The organism is Clostridium sp. CTA-1 (genome assembly GCF_054768215.1).
In genome coordinates this window covers 156,012-180,120 of sequence record NZ_BAAAAP010000008.1, presented here as the reverse complement: position 1 = coordinate 180,120, position 24,109 = coordinate 156,012, and the positions used below count along the sequence as shown (strand labels likewise).

Annotated in this window: 14 protein-coding genes and 1 pseudogene; 2 read left to right on the top strand and 13 right to left on the bottom strand. The window is 27.7% G+C overall.

What is annotated here, in order from left to right; genetic code table 11:
* The first annotated feature begins 145 nt into the window (after positions 1–145).
* The gene (locus ACYUEW_RS08920; protein WP_003486602.1) at positions 146–2,464 is read left to right on the top strand and encodes an AAA family ATPase; all 2,319 of its coding nucleotides are present in this window, start codon (positions 146–148) and stop codon (positions 2,462–2,464) included.
* 182 nt (positions 2,465–2,646) lie between these two features.
* Here the strand turns inward: ACYUEW_RS08920 and ACYUEW_RS08915 are convergent.
* From ACYUEW_RS08915 to nadA, 11 genes and pseudogenes are all read right to left on the bottom strand, one after another.
* Positions 2,647–3,436 (bottom strand): annotated as a pseudogene (locus ACYUEW_RS08915) (PepSY domain-containing protein); the annotation flags it as partial.
* A 164-nt stretch (positions 3,437–3,600) separates the two neighbouring features.
* A complete protein-coding gene (locus ACYUEW_RS08910) occupies positions 3,601–5,322 on the bottom strand; it encodes a M4 family metallopeptidase (protein WP_460276604.1) in 1,722 nt (573 codons plus the stop codon).
* A gap of 136 nt (positions 5,323–5,458) precedes the next feature.
* Positions 5,459–7,237 (bottom strand): M4 family metallopeptidase, encoded by a 1,779-nt coding sequence (locus tag ACYUEW_RS08905; RefSeq protein WP_003486595.1) that lies wholly within the window; start codon positions 7,235–7,237, stop codon positions 5,459–5,461.
* A gap of 119 nt (positions 7,238–7,356) precedes the next feature.
* The gene (locus tag ACYUEW_RS08900; protein ID WP_003486593.1) at positions 7,357–9,123 is read right to left on the bottom strand and encodes a M4 family metallopeptidase; all 1,767 of its coding nucleotides are present in this window, start codon (positions 9,121–9,123) and stop codon (positions 7,357–7,359) included.
* Positions 9,124–9,238: 115 nt separating this feature from the next.
* The gene (locus ACYUEW_RS08895; protein ID WP_460276603.1) at positions 9,239–11,032 is read right to left on the bottom strand and encodes a M4 family metallopeptidase; all 1,794 of its coding nucleotides are present in this window, start codon (positions 11,030–11,032) and stop codon (positions 9,239–9,241) included.
* A gap of 104 nt (positions 11,033–11,136) precedes the next feature.
* Complete coding sequence (locus ACYUEW_RS08890) at positions 11,137–12,921, bottom strand: M4 family metallopeptidase (RefSeq protein WP_460276602.1); 1,785 nt, start codon at positions 12,919–12,921, stop codon at positions 11,137–11,139.
* Positions 12,922–13,041: 120 nt separating this feature from the next.
* On the bottom strand, positions 13,042–14,784 hold the full coding sequence (locus ACYUEW_RS08885) for a M4 family metallopeptidase (protein WP_460276601.1): 1,743 nt from the start codon (positions 14,782–14,784) through the stop codon (positions 13,042–13,044).
* 123 nt (positions 14,785–14,907) lie between these two features.
* Positions 14,908–16,647 (bottom strand): M4 family metallopeptidase, encoded by a 1,740-nt coding sequence (locus ACYUEW_RS08880; RefSeq protein ID WP_460276600.1) that lies wholly within the window; start codon positions 16,645–16,647, stop codon positions 14,908–14,910.
* A 594-nt stretch (positions 16,648–17,241) separates the two neighbouring features.
* Entirely contained in the window at positions 17,242–18,078 is an 837-nt protein-coding gene (nadC, locus tag ACYUEW_RS08875) for a carboxylating nicotinate-nucleotide diphosphorylase (RefSeq protein WP_460276599.1), read from the bottom strand.
* Positions 18,059–19,360: an L-aspartate oxidase gene (locus ACYUEW_RS08870; protein ID WP_460276598.1), complete on the bottom strand. Its 1,302-nt coding sequence runs from the start codon at positions 19,358–19,360 to the stop codon at positions 18,059–18,061. Before ACYUEW_RS08870 ends, nadC begins: the two co-directional genes overlap by 20 nt.
* Positions 19,361–19,362: 2 nt before the next feature.
* The gene (gene nadA / locus ACYUEW_RS08865) at positions 19,363–20,277 is read right to left on the bottom strand and encodes a quinolinate synthase NadA (protein WP_460276597.1); all 915 of its coding nucleotides are present in this window, start codon (positions 20,275–20,277) and stop codon (positions 19,363–19,365) included.
* 364 nt (positions 20,278–20,641) lie between these two features.
* Between nadA and ACYUEW_RS08860 the strand changes: the two genes are divergently transcribed.
* Positions 20,642–21,568 carry a M28 family peptidase gene (locus ACYUEW_RS08860; RefSeq protein ID WP_003486578.1) on the top strand — a complete coding sequence of 309 codons (927 nt, stop codon included), beginning with the start codon at positions 20,642–20,644 and terminating at the stop codon, positions 21,566–21,568.
* A 90-nt stretch (positions 21,569–21,658) separates the two neighbouring features.
* On the opposite strand, the gene trhA is transcribed toward ACYUEW_RS08860, so the two are convergent.
* Positions 21,659–22,297: a PAQR family membrane homeostasis protein TrhA gene (gene trhA / locus ACYUEW_RS08855; protein WP_003486575.1), complete on the bottom strand. Its 639-nt coding sequence runs from the start codon at positions 22,295–22,297 to the stop codon at positions 21,659–21,661.
* A gap of 119 nt (positions 22,298–22,416) precedes the next feature.
* The gene (ychF, locus tag ACYUEW_RS08850; protein WP_003486574.1) at positions 22,417–23,514 is read right to left on the bottom strand and encodes a redox-regulated ATPase YchF; all 1,098 of its coding nucleotides are present in this window, start codon (positions 23,512–23,514) and stop codon (positions 22,417–22,419) included.
* Positions 23,515–24,109 lie beyond the last annotated feature (595 nt).

The window sequence follows — 24,109 nt, the reverse complement described above, 5'->3', positions numbered from 1 at the left end:
TAATATAGGTAATACTATATATAAAGGAATATTAACAAGGAAACTTAATTTTATATTTTTTATTATGAAAATATAAACCTCTTTAGTTACTAAAGTAAACCTTAATGAATATTAATATATTAATGACTAAAAGGGGGAGTGAAACATGCTAAGAAAAATAGAGTCAAAGGATTTATTATATAATGTGGAACTTAATGATATCAATATAGATAAAACCCAAAAGTATACTCCAGAATATAACTCTATATATGAAAAGATAAATATTGCTTTAGATATAGATAAACCAGGATACAATTTATACTTAGTAGATGATTTTTCTAAAGAAAAATTAGATAGTATAATAAATTTTATAAGTCAAAAGTTAGAGAAAAAAAGTAAGCCAAAGGATATTTGCTATGTAGTTTTAGAGGAAGAAAGATACCCTTATAGTATATATTTAGAAAATGGCAAAGGGAAAATATTAAAAGAAAAATTAGAAGATATTCAAACAGAATATAATGAATGTATATATGATTTTTATAATAAATCTTCCAATAAAGAAAAAGAAATTATTTTAGAGAGCATGGAGAGAAAAAGGCATGAAATAGTAAATGAACTTATAGAGGAGTCAAAACAAGAAGGGTTTGAAATAAAAACGGGTGTATCTGGCTTTGTTTTTATGCCCATAAAGGAGGGGGAGGCTCTAAGTGAAAGTGAATATGAAGATTTGAATAAAGAAGACAAAGAAGAGATATTAGCAAAAGTATCTAAATTAAAAGAAAAGGCAGAAGCTTCTTTAGAAATATTAGCTGATATGGAGATGGAAGGATTAGAAGAACTAAAAGATATAATGAAGACTTATTTTGAAATGGAAATGAAAAGTTTAAAGGAAGAATACAGAATGGAGTTTGAGGATAGTATTCAAGCCCTAGATTTTTTAAATAGTGTTTGCAGAAATATAGAAAATGAATTAATAGAAAATTACACTTCAAACTATGAAGAAGATCAAGAATTTATAGCACAGGGTATATATAAATATAAAGTAAATGTAATAGTGGATAATACTTTAAACAAGAGTCCTTTAGTTATATTTGAAGAAAGTCCCTCAGTAAATAATTTAGTTGGAAGCATAGAATATGAAAATAAAAATGGGGTGTATTATACAGATGCTAGTTTAATTAAAGCAGGATCACTTTTAAAAGCTAATGAGGGTTGCCTAATTATAAGAGCTAATAGTTTGTTTACAAATGGCTCAGCTTATTTTTATTTAAAGAAAGCTCTTATGAATGATAAGATAGATTTTGATTATAATAAAGGATATCTAGAACTATTATCTTTAGGAGGTTTAAAACCGGAACCGATAAACACTAAATTAAAGGTAATAATTATAGGAGATTATGAAACCTATAATTTACTTTATAATTATGATGAAGATTTTAAAAAGATATTTAAGTTAAAATCAGAATATAATAAAATAGTGGATATAAATAGTAAGAGTAAAGAATGGATTTGTAAAAATATATATAATATATGCGAAAATGAAAATTTGAAAAATATAAATGAAGAGGCTGTAAAAGAAGTATGCAAATATTTATCAAGAAAAGCTGAAAATAAAAATAAATTTTATTTTGATAATTATGAGATAGATAGATTATTAATACAAGCTGATAACAAAACTAGGATTGAAAATAGAGATATTATAACAAAAGAAGATATACAATTTGTAGCTTATGAAAAAGAGGAAATAGAAAAAGAAGTTATGGAAGGGTATGAAAAAGAAAGAATATTTATAGACATAAAAGGAAGTAAAGTTGGGCAAGTAAATGGTCTATCTGTAATAGATTTAGGATATGCAAGTTTTGGAAGACCTATTAAAATAACTTGCTGTTGTTATAAAGGTAATGGAGATATTATAGATATTCAAAAGGAAAGTAATTTAAGTGGAAATATACACAACAAAGCTATAAGTACTTTAAAGGGATATATAAATAGTATAATAGGGAAATATGATACATTGCCAGTAGATTTCCATTTGAGTTTTGAACAGATATATGGAAAAGTGGATGGAGATAGCGCTTCTGTAGCAGAGGCCATAGCTATGTTATCTGCTCTAAGTAATATACCTGTAACACAAAGTATAGCAGTTACGGGATCAATAAATCAATTTGGTCAGGTTCAACCTATAGGTGGTGTAAATGAAAAAATAGAAGGATTTTATGAAGTATGTAGATATAAAAAAGATATAAAGGATAAGGGGATATTAATACCAGAATCAAATAAAGAAAACTTAGTATTAAACAAAGAAGTGGAAGAAGCCATAAAAAAAAGAGAGTTTGCTATATATACTATGGAAACTTTAGAGGATGCAGTAAAAATACTTTTAGGAGAAAAGAGTTTCAGATTTAATGAATTAATAACAGAGATAGAAAAAGAACTGAAAAAATATAATAAAAAATACAAAAAATACAGAAATATAAAACTATAAAAGTATAAGACTATAAAATAGATAGATTATAATTAATATAAATAGAATTTAAATAAGATGACTTTTGTTCAGTGCAAAAGTCATCTTATTCATTTGAGTATGTAGGCAAATTTATTTTCTATATAAATATACCTATATACTCATTTTTAAAATGGCGTTAGTATAAAGTATTCATAAAAAGAAATTCCTATTAAAGAGCTTTTACCTTTTCCTTTAATAATATTACCTTGAACATCAACTAAATTATTTCCTTTGTTAGCTTTAGTATTAGTTTTTTTACTACTGGGCAATTTTTTATTTCTAGTATTAATTAGAGTAGGGGGTATTATTAAATTTATTTACTATAGAACCATCTTCAGCATTAACAAAAACATTCCAATTTCCCGTATCTGTGTCTAAATCTACTAAATAAACCACATAAGGATTTCCTTGAAAATTATATAAATATAAATCTGCCTTTGACTCATATAAACCTTCATATTTAATATTATTTTTAGCTTTTTCTATAGCAGCATTCTTTGATAGTTTGATTTTATTTTTCCAATTTCCATTTTCAAAAGCAGTGTCCACTCTACCGGTTATAGAACTCATAGTGGAGTCTTTTTCAGTAGTAAAAACTATTCTTCCATAGTATACAGGTATGCTTTCTATTTGGTAAATTGTATGATAGTAAGTTTTGCCTTTTTCATCTTTTAAGGTTTTTGTACTTTTAAGAGAACCTTTCTTTAATCCAAATTTAGAGATATTTTGTTGAAAGAATTGGTTTATTTCTTCAAAATTGTTAAATTTTTTTTCATTTATATTAGTGGTAGATTTTTTATTGTTCTGTTTACTTTTTTCCCAAAATATTGTTGTAGTTTTTGGCTCATTTTTACTTTTTTTCCCTACAGGACCTGTAGCATAAATTGATGAAACTGGTGAAAAAGTCATTATAGTACTTAAAAGTATAGTTAATAATTTTTTACTTTTCATAAATATCTTAGCCCCCAATATAATTATATTATCAATTATTATACTATTAATTATAATATAATTATTATATATAAATAAGATGATTTCTATGCAAATAAGAAATCATCTTATTTATTTAAAATCAGTTTTTACATAGTTATATTTATAGGTTTAATTGGATTTTATTATAATGGTAATTGAGGTGTAGCAGTTATTCCAACTTTGTCAAAAGCATTTTCTACAATTTGAACATATTTACTATTTTCCCCATAGAGGTCTTTAGTAACTTTAATTAAATCATTTCTACATTTAGAGAAATTTGTTGTCTCATCCCATTCATAGCAATTAGCTGTATAAAATAATTTTGCCATAATATCTTTACTATTTTCTACTCCTAATTTTTCTATACCATCTGCAATTAAGTAAGCTGCATGATTTGTTATACCTGAATTTACATGAACACCACCATTATCACCCATCGGAGTGGCAGGCATATATCTATAATCTTTCATATGAGCTGGTTGGCCTCTTTTAGATGGATCTTGCATATCTCTTATTGCAGCTTCCTCAGTATTTGGTTTCCAGGAATCTTCCCCTAGTTTAAAGTTTTTACCTTTAATAGCTACTCCCATAATATCTGAAAAGGATTCACTTAAAGCACCAGATTCATTTTCATATTTAAGATTAGATTCTTTATGCGTTACACCATGACTGAACTCATGACCTACTATATCTAAAGACTTTGACATATGAGCAAAGTTTTTTCCATCACCATTTCCAAAAAACATGGAATTAAATTCTTCATTCCAAGCAGCATCTCCAACTGCATTGTAATCAACAAAGGCTTCAACCTTCATACCTTTATTATCAATACTATTTCTATTAAATTTATCTTTGTAATAATCATAAGTTTTCCCTAAGTTTATATAAGTATCCACAGCAATTATATGTTTATCATCTGTAAATTCACTGCTATTATTTTCTACAAGGCTAGAAGCTCTTAACAAATCTGATTTAGTATAGCCTATATATTTATTATTTATATCATAGACATAAATATTTTTGTTGCTATTTTTTAAATAGTATTTTCCATCTTTATAAGTTAGATCAATATCTACTATTCCATTTAAAGAACTTTTACCTTTTCCTTTAAGAGTATCACCTTGAACATCAACTACATTATTTGATTTATTAACTTTAGTATTAATTTTTTTAGTACTGGTCAATTTCTTATCTCTAGTATTAGCTAGAGTAGGGGTATTATTAAATTTATTTACTATAGAACCATCTTCAGCATTAACAAAAATATTCCAATTTCCCGTATCCGTATCTAAATCTACTAAATAAACTACATAAGGCTTCCCTTCAAAATTATATAAATATAAGTCTGCCTTTGAATCATGTAGCTCTTCATATTTGATATTATTTTTAGCTTTCGCTATAGCATCACTCTTTGATAGCTTAATTTTATTTTCCCAATTATCATTTTCAAAGGAAATATCTACTCCACCATTTATAGAATTCATAGTGGAATCTTCTTCAGTAGTAAAAACAATTCTTCCATAGTATACAGGTATACCTTCTACTTCATAAATTGTATGATAGTGGGTTTTCCCTTTTTCATCCTTTAAAGTTTTCATACTTTTAAGAGAGCCTTTTTTAAAACCAAACTTAGATATATTTTGTTGAAAGAACTGGTTTATTTCTTCGAAATTGTTGAATTTTTCTGAAGCTATATTAGTGACAGATTTTTCATTATTTTGTTTACCTTTTTCCCAAAATATAGTGGTGGTGTTTGGCTGGTATTTACTTTTTATTCCCACGGGTTCTGCAGCGTAAACTGATGAGATTGATGAAGCTGTTATTATAGCACTTAAAAGTATAGTTAATAATTTTTTACTTTTCATAAATATCTTAACCCCCAATATAATTAGTATATATAAATAAGATGATTTCTTACTTAGGTAGAAATCATCTTATTTATTTAAATTTAGTTTTTTATATGATTATATTTATAGTTTTGCAGTTTTAATAATATTTTTATTATAATGATAGTTGAGGTGTAGCATATACTCCAACTTTATCAAAAGCATTTTTTACAATTTCAACTTCTTTACTATTGTCACCATAAAGATCTTTAGCAACTCTAACTACGTCATTTCTACATTTAGCAAAATCGGTTGTTTGATCCCAGTAATAGCAATTAGCTATATAAAATAGTTTTCCCATAATATCCTTACTATCTTTTGTTCCCATTTTTTCAAATCCATCTGCAATTAAATAAGCCGCATGGTTTATTATACCTGAATTTTTATGAACTCCACCGTTATCTTCAGACATATATGCATAATCTTTCATATGAGCTGGTTGGCCTCCTCTAGATGGGTTTTCCATATCTCTCATTACCCCTCCAGCAATCCAGCAATCTTCACCTAATACAAAGTTTTTACCCTCAACAGCTGTTCCCATAATATCTGAGAAGGATTCGTTTAAAGCACCAGATTCATTTGCATAATTAAGGTCAGATTGTTTATTAGTAACACCATGACTAAGTTCATGTCCTACAACATCTAAAGATTTAGCAAGAGCAGAGAAGCGTACTCCGTCACCATCACCAAAGAACATACTATCATATGGTCCATACCAAAAGGCGTTACCCAAATTTTTGTCTACATGGACAAATCCATTAACATTCATACCTTTATTATCAATACTATTTCTAGATAATTTATTTTTATAATAATCATAGGTCTTAGCTGTATTTACATAAGCATCTACAGAATTAACTTGATTATCATTTATAAAATTATTATTTGAATTAGATACTAGTTCGGATTGAGACATTAATCTCTGTTTATAGTCAGGAGCACCATAGTAATAATGTTCTATAATATATCTGTACAAATCGTCACCACTAACTTGATTTTTTAAATCATATAGATAAATCTTTCTATTATTGTCTTTTAAATAATATCTTCCATTGCCATAAGTTAGATCAAGATTTACTAGTCCATCTAAGCTAGTTCTTCCTATTCCTTTAACGCTTTGGCCTTGTACATCAGTTACACTATTTACATTACTAGCATTAGCCTTTTTAGCTTCATTTTTTTCAGCTTCATCTTTAATTTTTTTAGCATTAGGTAATTTTTTATCTTTATTTTCAACTAAAGTAGGAGTAGTATCAAATTTATTTACTATAGAGCCGTCTTCAGCATTAACAAAAATATTCCAATTACCGCTATCTGTCATTGCATTTACCAAATAAACTACATAAGGTTTTCCTTCAAAATTGTACAAATATAAATCAGCTTTTTCACTATTTGATTTTTGATCTTTAATATCACCTTTAGCTTTTGCTATGGCGTCTTCTTTTGATAGTTTGATTTTGTTTTTCCAATTTCCATTTTCAAAAACAGTATCAACTCTACCATTTATAGAGTTCATAGTTGAGTCTTTTTCAGTAGTAAATACAATTCTTCCATAGTATACAGGTATACCTTCTACTTCATAAATTGTATGATAGTGAGTTTTACCTTTGTCATCTTTTAAAGTTTTAGTACTCTTAAGAGTACCTTTTTTTACCCCAAATTTAGAGATGTTTTTTTCAAAGAAATTAGTTACTTCTTGAGCGTTGTTAAATTTCTTTTGCTTTATGTCTGTAGTAGCCTTTTTAGTATTTTGTTCACTTTTGTCCCAGGATATTGTTGTGGTTTTTGGCTCGCTTTTACTTTCTTTTCCTACAGGTGCAGCTGAAACTGCTGAAACTGCTGAAAAAGTGATTACAGCACTTAATACTGTAGCTAATAATTTTTTACTTTTCATGAATAAATAACCCCCAGTTAATATATTTTTACTTATAAACCTATTGATATTTATATAGCAAAATATCAATAGGTTTATAATTTTATATAGATATATTTATAGGTTCAATAGGATTTTTATTATAATGGTAATTGAGGTGTAGCAGTTATTCCAACTTGGTCAAAAGCTTTTTCAACAATTTTTACATAGTTGCTATTTTCGCCATAAAGTTCTTTAGTAACTTGAACTACGTCATTTCTGCATTTGGCAAAATTTGTTGTTTCATCCCATTTATAACAATTAGCTGTATAGAATATTTTTCCCATAATATCTTTACTATTTTTTGCACCAGTTTTTTCTATTCCATCTGCAACTAAATAAGCAGCATGGTTTATTATACCTGAGTTTGCATGAACTCCACCGTTGTCATTTTCTTGATCGTTAGGCATATATCTATAATCTTTCATGTGTGCTGGTTGGTCACCTCTAGATGGATCCTTCATATCTCTCATTACGCCGTTAGCTACCCAGCAATCTTCACCTATTATAAAGTTTTTACCCTCAACAGCTACTCCCATAATGTCTGAGAATGATTCGTTTAAAGCTCCAGATTCATTCTCGTATTTAAGATTAGATTCTTTATTAGTTACACCGTGGCTCAGTTCATGTCCCACAACATCTAAAGCTTTTGCTATAGAAGAGAAGTATACTCCATCACCATCACCAAAGAACATACTATCATATGGTCCGAACCAAAAAGCGTTACCAAAATTTTTACCAATATGGACAAATCCATTAACATTCATACCATTACCATCAATGCTGTTTCTGTTTAAATTATTTTTATAATAATCATAGGTCTTTCCCATATTTACATAAGCGTCTATAGAGTTAGCTTGATTGGCATTTACGAAATTATTACTTTGATTAGATACTAGTTCGGATTTAGACAGTAATCTTTGTTTATAATGAGGTCCTCCATAGTAATAATCTCTGATATACATAGATAAGTCATTAGCACTAACCTTATTTTTTAAATCATATACATAAATATTCTTACTACTATCTTTTAAATAATAGTTTCCGTTTTTATAAGTTAAATCAATATCTATTATCCCGTCTAAACTAGTTCTACCTTTTCCTTTAACGGTTTGGCCTTGAACATCGATTACATTATTTGCATTGCTAGATTTTTTAGCTTCATCTTTAATTTTTTTAGCATTGGGTAATTTTTGACCTTTAGTATCAATTAAAGTAGGAGTGTTATTGAATTTATTTACTATAGAACCATCTTCAGCATTAACAAAAACCGTCCAACTCCCATTATCTGTAATTAGATCTACTAAATAAACTACATAAGGTTTCCCATCAAAATTATAAAGATATATATCGGCCTTTTTACTAGTTGCTTTTTCATCTTTAATATCATTTTTAGCTTTTGCTATGGCATTATCCTTTGATAGTTTAATTCTGTTTTTCCAATTTCCATTTTCAAAAACAGTATCAATTCTACCATTTATAGAATCCATGGAGGAGTCTTTTTCAGTTGTAAAGACAATTCTTCCATAGTATACAGGTATACCTTCTACTTCATAAATCATATGATAGTTAGTTTTACCTTTTTCGTCTTTTACAGTTTTGGTGCTTTTAAGAGAGCCTTTTTGTACACCAAATTTAGATATGTTTTTTTCAAAGAATTTAGCTATTTCCCCAGAATTATTAAATTTCTTTTCAGTTATATCAGTAGTAGCTTTTTTAGTATTTTGTTCATTTTTTTCCCAAGTTATTGTTGTAGTTTTTGGTTCAACTTTACTTTCTTTTCCTACAGGCGCAGCATAAACTGCAGAAACAGTAGAAAGAGTGATCACAGCACTTAGCACTGTAGCTAATAATTTTTTACTTTTCATGAATAAATAACCCCCATTTAATATATTTTTACTTATAAACTTACTAATGTTTATAAAGTAAAATACTAAAATTATATAGTTTTATAAATATATTTTATAATCAAAGTATATTTGATTATAATGGCAATTGAGGTGTAGCAGTTATTCCAACTTTATCGAAAGCATTTTTTACAATTTCAATTTCTTTACTATTGTCGCCGTAAAGATCTTTAGTAACTTTAACTACATCGTTTCTGCATTTAGCAAAATCTGTTATTTGATCCCAGTAATAGCAGTTAGCTATATAGAATATTTTTGCCATAATATCTTTACTATCTTTTGCACCCATTTTTTCAAATCCATCTGCAATTAAATAAGCAGCATGGTTTATTATACCTGAATTTGTATGAACTCCACCCCAATCATGATCTTCATCAACAGGAAGATCTCTAAAATCTTTCATATGAGCTGGTTGATTTCCTCTAGCTGGATTTTTCATATCTCTCATTATCGGTCCATATTGAGCACTAGGTATCCAGCAATCTTCACCTATTTCAAAGTTTTTACCCTCAATAGCTGTTCCCATAATATCTGAGAAAGATTCGTTTAAAGCACCAGATTCTTTTTCATATTTAAGATCGGATTGCTTATTAGTAACACCATGACTTAGTTCGTGGCCTACAACATCTAAAGCTTTAGCAAGAGGGGAGAAGTATAGTCCGTTACCATCGCCAAAGAACATACTATCGTATTCTCCATACCAAAAGGCGTTACCATAATCTTTGCCTACATGAACAAATCCCTTAACATCCATACCTTTATTATCAATACTATTTCTAGATAATTTATTTTTATAATAATCATAAGACTTACCCATATTTACATAAGCATCTACAGAGTTAACTTTATCATTATCTACAAAATTATTATTGGAATTAGATACTAATTCAGATCTACCCATTAGCGCTTCATTGTGGTTCCCAGGGTACCAAGTCAAATAATTTTCTAAGTCAGTGTCATTAACTTGATTTTTTAAATCATATATATAAATTTTTCTATTATTATCTTTTAAAAAATATCTTCCATAGCCATAAGTTAGATCAATATTTACTAGTCCATCTAAGCTAGTTCTTCCTACTCCTTTAACGCTTTGACCTTGTACATTAACTATACTATTTACATTGGTAGCCTTATTAGCCTTTTTAGCTTCATTTTTTTTAGCTCCATCTTTAATTTCTTTAGCATTGGGTAATTTTTCAGCTTTATTGTCAATTAAAGTAGGAGTATTATTAAATTTATTTACTATAGAGCCATCTTCTGCATTAACAAAAACATCCCAATTGCCGCTATTTGTAATTAAATTTACTAAATAAACTACATAAGGTTTTCCTTCAAAATTGTACAAATATAAATCAGCTTTTTCACTATTTGACTTTTGATCTTTAATATCAGTTTTAGCTTTTTCTATGGCATCTTCTTTTGATAGTTTGATTTTGTTTTTCCAATTTCCATTTTCAAAAACAGTATCAACTCTACCATTTATAGAGTCCATAGTTGAGTCTTTTTCAGTAGTAAAGACAATTCTTCCATAGTATACAGGTATTCCTTCTACTTCATAAATTGTATGATAGTGAGTTTTACCTTTGTCATCTTTTAAAGTTTTAGTACTCTTAAGAGTACCTTTTTTTACCCCAAATTTAGATATGTTTTTCTCAAAAAATTTAGTTATTTCTTCAGCGTTGTTAAATTTCTTTTGCTTTATGTCTGTGGTAGCCTTTCTAGTATTTTGTTCACTTTTGTCCCAAGATATTGTTGTGGTCTTTGGGTCACTTTTACTTTCTTTTCCTACAGGTGCAGCTGAAACTGCTGAAACTGCTGAAAAAGTGATCACAGCACTTAACACTGTAGCTAATAATCTTTTACTTTTCATGAATAAATAACCCCCATTTTAATATATTTTTATTTATAAACTTTTTAATGTTTATAAAGTAAATATAGTTTTATAAATATATTTTATAATCAAAGTATATTTGATTATAATGGCAATTGAGGTGTAGCAGTTATTCCAACTTTCTCGAAAGCATTTTTTACAATTTCAACTTCTTTACTATTGTCACCGTAAAGATCTTTAGCAACTTTAACTACATCATTTCTGCATTTAGCAAAATCTGTTGTTTGATCCCAGTAATAGCAGTTAGCTATATAAAATAGTTTTCCCATAATATCTTTACTATCTTTTGCACCCATTTTTTCAAATCCATCTGCAATTAAATAAGCAGCATGGTTTATTATACCTGAATTTATATGAACTCCACCCCAATCATTATCTCTATCAACAGGAAGCTTTCTAAAATTTTTCATGTGAGCGGGTTGTCTTCCTCTAGATGGATCTTTCATATCTCTCATTACCTCTCCATAGAACCAAGTAGGTATCCAGCAATCTTCACCTATTTCAAAGTTTTTACCCTCAATAGCTGTTCCCATAATATCTGAGAAGGATTCATTTAAAGCACCAGATTCCTTTTCATATTTAAGATTTGATGCTTTATTAGTAACACCATGACTTAGTTCGTGGCCTACAATATCTAAAGCTTTAGCAAGAGGAGATAAGCGCACTCCATCACCATCGCCAAAGAACATACTATCGTATTCTCCAACCCAAAAGGCGTTACCCAAATTTTTGTCAAAATGAACAAATCCCTTAACATTCATACCTTTATTATCAAGACTATTTCTAGATAGTTTATTTTTATAATAATCATAAGACTTAGCCATATTTGCATAAGCATCTATAGAGTTAACTTGATTATCATCTACAAAATTATTATTAGAATTAGATACTAATTCAGATCTACGCATAAGCTCTTCATTATGGCCACCCTTTGGAGAGTCATAAAAATCGTTTAAGTCATCCAGATCAACTTGATTTTTTAAATCATATATATAAATTTTTCTATTATTATCTTTTAAATAATATCTTCCATTGCCATAAGTCAGATCAATATTTACTAGTCCATCTAAGCTAGTTCTTCCTAATCCTTTAACGCTTTGACCTTGTACATCAATTACATTATTCACATTATTAGCCTTTTTAGCTTTATTTTTTTCAGCTTCATCTTTAATTTTTTTAGCATTGGGTAATTTCTCAGCTTTAGTATCAAGTAGAGTAGGCGTATTATTAAATTTATTTACTATAGAACCATCTTCAGCATTAACAAAAATATCCCAATTACCGCTATTTGTAATTGAATTTACTAAATAAACTACATAAGGTTTGCCCTCGAAATTATACAGATATAACTCAGCCTTTTCCTTGTTGGATTTTTCATTTTTAATATCAGCTTTAGCTTTTGCTATGGCATCTTCTTTTGATAGTTTGATTTTGTTTTTCCAATTTCCATTTTCAAAAACAGTATCAACTCTACCATTTATAGAATCCATAGTTGAGTCTTTTTCAGTAGTAAAGACAATCCTTCCATAGTATACAGGTATACCTTCTACTTCATAAATTGTATGATAGTGGGTTTTACCTTTGTCATCTTTTAAAGTTTTAGTACTCTTAAGAGTACCTTTTTTTACCCCAAATTTAGATATGTTTTTTTCAAAGAATTTAGTTATTTCTTGAGCGTTGTTAAATTTCTTTTGCTTTATGTCTGTAGTAGCCTTTTTAGCATTTTGTTCACCTTTGTCCCAAGATATTGTTGTGGTTTTTGGATCACTTTTACTTTCTTTTCCTACAGGTGCAGCTGAAACTGCTGAAACTGCTGAAAAAGTGATTACAGCACTTAGCACTGTAGCTAATAATCTTTTACTTTTCATGAATAAATAGCCCCCATTTTAATATATTTTTACTTATAAACCTATTAATATTTATATAGTAAAATATTAATAGGTTTATAATTTTACATAAAAATATTTATATAATTAAAATATTTTTAATTATAATGGTAATTGAGGTGTGGCAGTTATTCCAACTTGGTCGAAAGCGCTTTCTACGATTTTGACATGTTTACTATTTTCACCATAAAGATCCTTAGCAACTTTAACTACATCATTTCTGCATTTAGCAAAATCTGTTATTTCATCCCAGTAATGGCAGTTTGCTCTATAAAATAAATTTGCCATAATATCTTTACTATCTGACTCACCGGATTTTTCCATTCCAACTGCAATTAAATAAGCAGCATGATTTATTATACCTGAATTTGTATGAACTCCACCCCAATCATGCTCTTTATCAACAGGAAGATCTTGAAAATCTTTCATATGAGCTGGTTGATTTCCTTTAGATGGGTCTTCCATATCTCTCAATGCATCTCCAGGAATATTTGGAGTATAGCAGTCTTCACCTAACTGGAAGTTCTTACCCTCAATAGCTACTCCCATAATATCAGAGAAGGATTCATTTAAAGCACCAGACTCCTTTTCATATTTAAGATTGGATTCTTTACTAGTTACACCATGACTCACTTCATGACCTACAACATCTAAAGAACTTGCAAAGGAAGAGAATAATTTACCATCTCCATCACCAAAGAACATAGAACCAAGGTCATCTCTCCAAAAGGCATTATTGAATTTTCTACCAGTGTGAATGAATCCTTCAACATTCATACCTTTATTATCTAGACTATTTCTATTAAACTTATTTTTATAGTAATCATAAGTTTTGGATAAATTAACATAACCATCTACTGCAGTAACATGTTTATCCTCTGTAAATTTATTGCTGTTATTTTCTACAAGGGTTGAACGTCTTAATATATAATCTTTAGAAAAAAGACCAATTGTAGGAGCCCAACTATTATTTATGTCATATAGATAAACATTTTTATTACTATCTTTCAGATAATATTTTCCATTTGCATAAGTTAAATCAATATCAACTATTCCGTCTGAAGTAGTTTTACCTTGCCCTTTAACAGTTTGACCATTAACATTTATTACATTATTTATATTGGCAGGTTCTTTGGAAGCTTTTTTAATTTTTTCAGCATTAGGTAAATTTTCATCTTTATTTTCAATTAGGGTAGGGGTATTGTTAAATTGATTTATTATAGAACCATCCTCAGCATTAACAAAAACATTCCAATCTCCATTATCTGCAACCAAATTAACTAAATAAGCTACATAAGGTTTTCCTTCAAAGTTGTATAAATATAAATCTGCATTTGTTTTAGATAAACTATCATGTTTTATGCTATCTTTAGCTTTTTCTATAGCATTATCCTTTGATAGTTTGACTTTGTTTTTCCAACTGTTATTTTCAAAAGTGGCATCAATTTTACCAGTTATAGAGTCTATAGATGAATCTTTTTTAGTTGTAAAAATAATTCTTCCATAATATACAGGAATATCATCTACTTGATAAATCATATGATAGTTAGTTTTACCTTTGTCATCTTTTACAACTTTAGTATTTTTAAGAGAACCTTTCTTTACACCAAATTTAGAGATGTTCTTTTCGAAGAATTTAGTTATATCCTGGGAGCTGTTAAATTTTTCTTGAGTTATGCCAGTAGTAGATTTTCTAGTATTGTGAGTGTTATTTTCCCAAAATATAGTTGTAGTTTTTGGCTCGCTTTTGCTTTCTTTTCCTACAGGTGCAGCAGAAACTGCAGATACTGCGGAAAAAGTAATTATAGCACTTAACACTGTAGCTAATAATCTTTTACTTTTCATAAATATCTTAACCTCCAATAGAATATAAATTGTTACTTATAAACCTATTAATATTTATTAAGTAAAGTATTAATAGGTTTATAAGTTTATATAGATATATTTATAAACTTAAAATATTTTTAATTATAATGGTAATTGAGGTGTAGCAGTTATTCCAACTTGATCAAAGGCATTTTCAACAATTTTTACATGCTTACTATTTTCACCATAAAGGTCTTTAGTAACTTTAATTAAGTCATTTCTACATTTAGCAAAATTTGTTGTTTCATCCCATTGATAGCAATTAGCTCTATAAAATAATTTTGCCATAATATCTTTACCATTTGCTTCACCGGATTTTTCCATGCCATCTGCAATCAAATAAGCAGCATGGTTTATTATACCTGAATTTGTATGAACTCCACCCCAATCATTGTCTTCATCATTAGGAAGATATTTGAAATCTTTCATATGAGCTGGTTGATCTCCTCTAGATGGATCCTTCATATCTCTCATTGTATCTCCAGGAATATTTGGTGTATAACATTCTTCACCTATTTCAAAGTTCTTACCATCAATAGCTACTCCCATAATATCAGAGAAGGATTCGTTTAAGGCTCCAGATTCATTTTCATATTTAAGCTTGGATTCTTTACTAGTTACACCGTGACTTACTTCATGGCCTACAATATCTAAGGATTTTGATAGGGGAGAGAATACTCTTCCATCTCCATCACCAAAGAACATAGCACCTAGATCATCTCTCCAAAAGGCATTATTAAAATTTTTACCAGCATGAATAAATCCTTCAACATTCATACCTTTGTTATCTATACTATTTCTGTTGAATTTATTTTTATAATAATCATAGGTTTTGGATAAATTAACATAACCATCTACTGCAACAACATGTTTATCATCTGTAAACTTATTGTTGTTATTTTCTACAAGATTTGATTGTCTTAATATATATGATTTAGGATAATTATACAAACAAGCCCAGCTGTTATTTATATCATATAAATAAATGTTCTTATTACTGTCTTTTAAATAATATTTTCCGTCTTTATAGGTTAAATCGATATCCACTATTCCATTTAGACTAGTTTTTCCTTGGCCTTTAGTACTTTGTCCATTAACATTTATTACACTATTTATATTAGGAGCTTTTTCAGAACTTCTTTTAATCTCTTCAGCATTGGGTAATTTTTGATCTTTATTATCAATTAAAGTAGGGGTGTTATTAAATTTGTTTACTATAGAACCATTTTCAGCATTAACAAAGACATTCCAATCTCCATCATTTGTAACTAAATTTACTAAATAAACTACATAAGGCTTTCCTTCAAAATTGTACAAATATAAGTCTGCATTTGATTTAGATAAATTATCATATTTTAGGCTACTTTTAGCTTTTTCTATAGCATTATCCTTTGATAGTTTAACTTTGTTTTTCCAACTTTCATTTTCAAAAGCAGTATCGATTCTACCATTTATAGAATCCATAGATGAGTCTTTTTCAGTTGTAAAAACAATTCTTCCATAGTATACAGGGATGCCTTCTACTTGATAGATCATATGATAGTGAGTTTTACCTTTGTCATCCTTCACAGCTTTGGTATTTTTAAGAGAACCTTTCTTTACACCAAATTTAGAGATGTTTTTTTCAAAGAATTTACTTATCTCATCAGAATTGTTAAATTTCTTTTGAGTTATATCGGTAGTAGCTTTTTTAGTATTTTGTTCACTTTTGTCCCAAGATATTGTTGTGGTTTTTGGTTCCTTTTTACTTTCTTTTCCTACAGGTGCAGCAGAAACTGCAGAGACTGCTGAAAAAGTGATTACAGCACTTAAGACTGTAGCTAATAATTTTTTACTTTTCATAAATATTTACCCCCTATATGGTTAAATGGAATTTACAATATTAATTATATCAATTGCCAAAATAAAGAACAATTCACAAATTAACCATTTATTAACACTAAGTTTAAATTTACGAATTATTCTTTGAAATTGTAAATATTCCTTCAATTTTTAAAATTCAGTATATTATATGTGAATAAAAAAAATTATGTTCCCAAATAAATGAATATATTAATTTATTAATCTATTTGGATATGAATATATATAGCCTATTTCAAGGTTTTGGAGCAAATGAAAAAATATAAAATTTAACAAGCTATACTGTATAATTTATTTATAGATTAAATAATTATAAGCATTTATAATATTTGTAGATATATTATATGCTTGTTATTGTTTGAAGAAATTTGTAAAAAAATATATTATAATTTATTAACTAAATGTAAATATTGTTCAAAAATATAAAAGTATATGAAGTGGATTATGCACAAAAAAATAATCTGTGTAAACTCCATAGAAAGTAATAATAATTTTTATAAAATTAGAGTTTTCACAAATTATTTTAAATTTTTATTGTAATATAACTATAGAAAAATGGGAAATGAAATTTTGGAGCTATAAATAGGTTAAATTTTTTATACTTAAATCTAAAACTTTAAAAGAATGAGTAAGTGATCCAGTAGAAATATAATCTACACCACAGTTTGCTATATTTTTTATTTTGTCTAAGGTTACATTTCCAGAAGCTTCAGTTATTGCTCTTCCATCTATTATATATATGGCTTCCTTCATCATATCTAAAGACATATTATCAAGCATAATTATATCTGCTTTACAATCTAGAGCTCCTTCTAATTGTTCTAAATTTTCAACTTCAACTTCTATTTTTCTTACGAAAGGGGAATTGTTTTTTGCTAAAGCTATAGCATTTTTTATTCCTCCCGCTGCATTTATATGATTATCTTTTATAAGAATTCCATCATTTAATCCAAATCTGTGATTAAAACCTCCACCAACCCTTACAGCATATTTCTCAAAAATTCTAAGATTTGGAGTAGTTTTTCTAGTATCTAGTAATTTAGTTTTTGTGCTTTTCAATTCATCTACAAATTGTCTAGTTAAAGTAGCTATTCCACTCATCCTTTGGAGGAAGTTTAAAGCAACTCTTTCTGCAGTTAGGAGAGTTTTTACATTTCCGAAAACTTCACCTATTTTTTCATCTTTATGTACTTTATCACCGTCTTTTATATAAAACTTAGCATCTACATCTCCAATTAATAAAAATACCCTTCTAAAAACTTCTAAGCCAGCAATTATACCATCTTCTTTTGCAATTAAATCTACTTTTGCTTTTCTGTTTTCCTTCACTATAGATTCTGTAGTTATGTCTTCAAAGGATATATCTTCTTTAATTGCAGATTTAAGTATTTCATCAACAAGTAACCAATTCATTTTGTAAATCACTCCTTAGCTTAAGTAGAGATTTTGTAATTATTTTTTTATTTAATAAACTATAATATCCTATATTATGTTCCAATATATAAGCCTTTGTATTTGATAATTCAAGATTATTTATTTCAAAATTTATTTTTTCAGCTCCCCGTTTTGCAAATACTAGTCCTTCTAGCAAAGAGTTGCTAGCTAGTCTATTTCTGCCATGTACTCCAGTGCAACTTACTTCACCAAAAGCATATAAACAATTCATAGAAGTTCTTCCAAATAAGTCTACTTGGATCCCACCCATGAAATAATGTTGTGCTGGAGATACAGGAATAGTATCTTTACAAATGTTTATGCCGTTTTTTAAACAATTTTCATAGATAGTAGGGAATCTTTTTTTTAAAAAGGTTTCTGGTTTAAAGGTAATATCTAAATATACATTCTTAGAGTTAGTTTTTCTTTCCTCTTCAAGGATATATTTGGTTACTATATCTCTAGAAAGTAATTCATTTACAAATCTTTCACCTTTAGAATTTAAAAGCTTTCCTCCTTCGCCTCTTACTGATTCAGAAATTAAAAATTTTCTTTCCTTAACAGTGGTCTTAAAAAATGCTGTAGGATGAAATTGTATATAATCCAAGTTTTTAATTTCTATATTGTTTTTTATAGCGATGGCTATACCATCTCCAGCTATAATTGGCTCATTAGTTGAGTTTTTAAATAATCCGCCTATACCTCCTGTTGCCAATAATGTTACTTTTGAATATATGTTTATTTGTTCTTTATTTTTTAAACATATACCTCCAAAGCAAGTATTAGCATTTTGTATTAAATCTATAAGATTACAATTTTCAATTATAGTTATATTGCTTCTTTTAAGTGTATCCTTGATTAAGGTTTCTTCTAATTTTTTACCGGTACAATCCTTAAAATGGACTATTCTGTTTATACTATGAGCTCCTTCTCTTGTATAACTTAATTGGTCTTCGTATTTATCTAAGTTAAAGCCAATATCCTGTAATTTATTAATATTTTCTCTAGATTCCTTTGCTAATGTTTTTACTGCACACAAATTATTTTCATAGGATCCTGCTTTCAAAGTATCTTCTACAAAAGCGTTTATATCATCCTTATTTCTTGCTACAGAGATTCCACCCTGGGCTAGGGTAGTATTACATTCATTAAGTTTACCTTTTGAAATTATTACTATTTTTAAATCTTTTCTTAAATTTAAAGCTGAATATAATCCAGCTACGCCACTTCCAACAATTAAGATATCAGCGTAAATATTCATGATTATTTGCCTCCTAAAGTATGCATATTTATAAGAGCATCATAGGCCTTTAATCTTAAACTTTCATCTAATTCTATTTTATAATTTAAATTTAAAAGACTATCATAAACATTTTTTAAAGAAGTTTTTTTCATGTTTATGCAGTTCATTCCTTCTTCAGGAAAATAGAATTGTTTTTCTGGATTTTTTATTTTTAACTGATAAAGAATTCCTTCTTCAGTAACTATTAAAAATTTTTTATCATTGCTTTCTGTTGCAAATTTTATAATATCTCCTGTACTTCCTACCAAATCGGAAGCATGACGAATTTCTTTTTTACATTCTCCATGACACAAAACTTTTATATTAGTATGTAAGCTCTTAATTTTTTCAATTTCTTCTAATCTTACTTTGTGGTGGGTTATGCAAAAACCATTCCATAATATTATTTCTTTATCTGGTATTTGGGATTGTACATATTCTCCTAAATTTTTGTCTGGAATAAAAATTATTTTTTTCTCTTGTAAGTTTTTTATAATGTTTATTGCATTCGATGAAGTACAGCAAACATCACATACAGATTTTACTTCAGCAGAAGAGTTTATATAACATACTATCTTTGCGTCAGGATGATTTTCCCTTAAACTTAATACATCTTTTTTGGATACCATATCTGCCATTGGACATCCAGCATCAAATACAGGCAAAAGTATGGTTTTATCAGGAGAAAGAATTTTAGCACTTTCAGCCATAAATTTTACTCCGCAAAATAATATTGTGGATTCACTACAATCTTTTGCTATTTTACTTAGGTAGTATGAATCACCTACTGCATCTGCTATATCTTGAATTTCAGGTTTTTGATAATAGTGAGCAAGTATTATGGCATTTCTTTCTCTTTTTAAATAGGCTATTTTATCTTTTAAATTTGTTCTCATATAATCCTCCGAAAGTATACATATTTTATATACAAATGTATATACACCTGTATATAAAATATACCATTATGAAATCTTAATATCAAGTATATAAAGAAGTATATTTTGCATTATTTATCCATATGGTAAGGGCGTGAAGAGGATAATTAAGGATAGTAAGATATATAGGCACAGAAAAAATTGCTATTTTATGTAAAGCACTTCTTAGTTCATGTTTAAATAGGGGATAAAACATGCTATAATTCATTTGTATACAATCTATATGAATATAATAATTTTCATAGCAATTGATATACATAATATTAATATGGTATTTTTCAAATTATAAAATTATAGATTTTAATAAAATGCTAATGGGGGATATATGAACTATTTAAATTATATTTCTAATAAAATTACTAAAGATTTTGGAATAAGACATACTTACAATGAAAAAACAAATTTTTTAGAATTTGTAGATAAGGAATTAAAATCTTTAGGATATGAAACAGAGATAATACAAGGGAAAAACGTAAAGCAATGTAGGAATTTATGTACAGTAGAAGGCAATGCAGATATTATATTTACAGCTCATTATGATACTCCAGGTACTATGCCTAAGTTCCTTGGATTTATTTTTAAACTTTTTGGTCATACAAGGCAAATAATAGGTAGCATAATATATATTATTATTATTTCATTGATAATTAGATTTATGAGAAATACATTAAATATAAGTATGTCTTATATTGTAGTAGTTATATTAATTATTTTCCCTATGCTTATAAAAAATAAAAAAAATTACAATGATAACTCAAGTGGAGTGATAACCCTTTTAAATATTGCATATGAATTAAAAAATGATGAGAGTTTGAAGAAAAAGGTGGATAAAATAAAAATAGTATTTTTAGATAATGAGGAGAGTGGTTTGCTAGGATCTAATTTACTATCAAAGTATTGGGAAGAAAAGGACAAATATTTTAAAGAGAAGAAAATAATTAATTTTGATTGTGTAGGAATAGGAGATATACCTATAGTATATTACTCAAAGGAATTAGATTATGAATTAGCTGATTTGTTACAAATTGCTTTAACTTCTTATAAAAATAATAGTAAGAAATTTATGTGTAAATATTACCCATTATCCGATGACTTTTCATTTAGAAAAAATCCAGCTGTAAGCATAATTTTTTCCAATAACAGTATAATACCAGGAGGGTATTATATTCCTAATGTACACAGCTTAAAAGATAATGTTTTAGAATTAGAAAATATTCAATGGTTAACAAGACAAATATTGAAAAAAATTTAATTTGTTCGAGTTAATTTTTATAACTTTATAATTTAAAAAAACACTATGAAAGTATATAGTTCACAGTGTTTTTGTTTATTATATCTAATTTTATCTAGGTATCATATAGAAAAGTGAGAAAAAGTGAAAAACACTTCCACCTATTACAAATAAATGCCATATTGAGTGGTTATAAGGTATATCGTCTAACATAAAAAGAAAAGCTCCAACAGTATAAATAATACCACCTACTATAAGATATATAAGGGATATTCTGGGGATAACTAAAGCTAATTTTTTAGCATGAAGCATTATAAGCCAACCCATAAAAATATATATTCCGGTAGATAGTTTTTCGTATTTACCAGTTGTAAATACTTTTAAGATAATTCCTATTAAAGTAAGCCCCCATTCTATACCAAATATAGTCCAACCCAAAGGATCTCTAAGAGAAGTAAGTATAAAGGGAGTATAGGTACCTGCAATTAAAAGAAAAATAGAGGAATGATCAAATATCCTAAATAATTTTTTTACTTTTTTGCCCTGAAGACTATGGTATAAGGTGGATTCCAAATATAATATAAAAAGGCATGCTCCAAAGATGCTATAACTTGTTACATACCAAGCGTTCCCATATTTAGCTGAAAATACAATCAAAATAACCAAAGCAGCTATAGATAATAAAGCACCAATACCATGAGTTATAGCATTTGCTATTTCTTCACCTTTAGTATAAAATTCATTTAACATAAACATATCTCCTTTATAATATATATATTATATTATACTATAATGGTAAAAATATGCACAATATATTACTAAAAAATCACTATGGTAAATCCATAGTGATTTTTTAGTAATGATATAGATTAAACATTAAATCTAAAGTTTACAATATCTCCATCTTGCATTACATATTCTTTTCCCTCAAGCCTAAAAAATCCTTTTTCCTTAGCGTGGGCTTCAGAACCACATTCTATAAGTTTATCGTAGGATATAACTTCTGCTCTTATAAAGCCTTTTTCAATATCAGTATGAATTTTACCAGCAGCCTTAGGTGCTTTTGTGCCTTTAACTATAGTCCAAGCTCTAACTTCAACTTGACCTGCAGTTAAAAAGCTTATAAGACCTAATAATTTATAGCTAGATTGAACTAGCTTATCAAGTCCAGATTCTTCTAATCCATATTCAGAAAGCATTTCAGTCTTTTCATCATCTTCTAAAGTGGATAATTCTTCTTCAAGTCTTGCACATAAAGTTATTACTTCGGAATTTTCCGCTTTTGCAAAATCTTTAACCTTTTTAACAAATTCATTTTCAGGGTTTCCAGACATTAAATCATCTTCAGATACATTAGCTGCATATAAAACAGGTTTTGAAGTTAAAAGAAAATAACCTTTAACTAATTTTTCTTCATCTTCTTCAAGTTCCAAAGTTCTTACAGGCTTACCTTCCTCTAAATGAGCAACTATTCTTTTCATAAGATCTTCTTCTGCTTTGGCTTCTTTGTTTCCGCTCTTAGCTAACTTACTGTTTTTCTCTATTCTTCTTTGCATTAATTCTATATCAGAAAATATAAGCTCTAAACTAATAGTTTCTATATCACGAATAGGATCTACAGAGCCATCTACATGTACTATATTTGAGTCTTCAAAACATCTTACTACATGAACAATAGCTTCAACCTCTCTTATATGAGATAGGAATTTATTTCCTAGTCCTTCTCCTTTACTTGCTCCTTTAACTAATCCAGCAATGTCATAAAACTCAATAGCAGTAGGAACCTTTTTTTTAGAGTTATACATTTTTTCTAAAACATCTAATCTTTTATCTGGTACACTAACTACTCCTACATTTGGTTCTATGGTACAGAATGGATAGTTAGCAGATTCAGCTCCTGCTTTTGTTATTGCATTAAATAATGTACTTTTACCTACGTTAGGTAAACCAACTATTCCTAATTTCATATATGTACAGTCCTTTCTTTTTATATTGACGTTATGTAATTAAAAAAATCTAAATAATTTATAAAACAACTTATAATTTAAATGAAAAAATAATTTAAGTTATAATATTCAATTTATAAATAGAGCTAGATTTTGTAAAAAAATTAGTTTTTTATAATTTCCTATTAAATTATACTAAAGGCTAAAGTTTATTTCAACAATAGGGTGATTATATTTATATTATGTATTTTGGAAATATAGTTTAAAGAATAATATATCATTATATTAAGTTTTATAGAGAGGATATTTTTATTGGATGTAGAGTTTTTGTAAATAAATAGATAGGTTTATATAAATTTTAAAATAATTTAAAAAAGTTTTAAAAGTGCAATAAAAATAACAATAAAATAAAATTACTATAGAGAAAATGACAGGTTTATTTTATTTATTTATATATAATATAGGATATAAAAATATTTTATCAAAATATGTCTAAAAATTAATAGAATATTAAATAAAATTTTGTTTTTTTATCACTATATTTTATATAAATAAGGGGAAATTACTTAAAAAAACGAATTAGATTTCAGAAAACTTAATAATAGGGCTGTTAAAC

What these genes read in the sequence shown, in the direction of transcription:
- trhA (WP_003486575.1), bottom strand. Translation starts at nt 22,297, where the DNA reads ATGTTAAATGAATTTTATACTAAAGGTGAAGAAATAGCAAATGCTATA.
- ACYUEW_RS08860 (WP_003486578.1), top strand. Translation starts at nt 20,642, where the DNA reads ATGAACTATTTAAATTATATTTCTAATAAAATTACTAAAGATTTTGGA.
- ACYUEW_RS08895 (WP_460276603.1), bottom strand. Translation starts at nt 11,032, where the DNA reads ATGAAAAGTAAAAGATTATTAGCTACAGTGTTAAGTGCTGTGATCACT.
- ychF (WP_003486574.1), bottom strand. Translation starts at nt 23,514, where the DNA reads ATGAAATTAGGAATAGTTGGTTTACCTAACGTAGGTAAAAGTACATTA.
- ACYUEW_RS08900 (WP_003486593.1), bottom strand. Translation starts at nt 9,123, where the DNA reads ATGAAAAGTAAAAAATTATTAGCTACAGTGCTAAGTGCTGTGATCACT.
- ACYUEW_RS08880 (WP_460276600.1), bottom strand. Translation starts at nt 16,647, where the DNA reads ATGAAAAGTAAAAAATTATTAGCTACAGTCTTAAGTGCTGTAATCACT.
- nadC (WP_460276599.1), bottom strand. Translation starts at nt 18,078, where the DNA reads ATGAATTGGTTACTTGTTGATGAAATACTTAAATCTGCAATTAAAGAA.
- ACYUEW_RS08910 (WP_460276604.1), bottom strand. Translation starts at nt 5,322, where the DNA reads ATGAAAAGTAAAAAATTATTAACTATACTTTTAAGTGCTATAATAACA.
- ACYUEW_RS08885 (WP_460276601.1), bottom strand. Translation starts at nt 14,784, where the DNA reads ATGAAAAGTAAAAGATTATTAGCTACAGTGTTAAGTGCTATAATTACT.
- ACYUEW_RS08920 (WP_003486602.1), top strand. Translation starts at nt 146, where the DNA reads ATGCTAAGAAAAATAGAGTCAAAGGATTTATTATATAATGTGGAACTT.
- ACYUEW_RS08870 (WP_460276598.1), bottom strand. Translation starts at nt 19,360, where the DNA reads ATGAATATTTACGCTGATATCTTAATTGTTGGAAGTGGCGTAGCTGGA.
- nadA (WP_460276597.1), bottom strand. Translation starts at nt 20,277, where the DNA reads ATGAGAACAAATTTAAAAGATAAAATAGCCTATTTAAAAAGAGAAAGA.
- ACYUEW_RS08890 (WP_460276602.1), bottom strand. Translation starts at nt 12,921, where the DNA reads ATGAAAAGTAAAAGATTATTAGCTACAGTGCTAAGTGCTGTAATCACT.
- ACYUEW_RS08905 (WP_003486595.1), bottom strand. Translation starts at nt 7,237, where the DNA reads ATGAAAAGTAAAAAATTATTAGCTACAGTATTAAGTGCTGTAATCACT.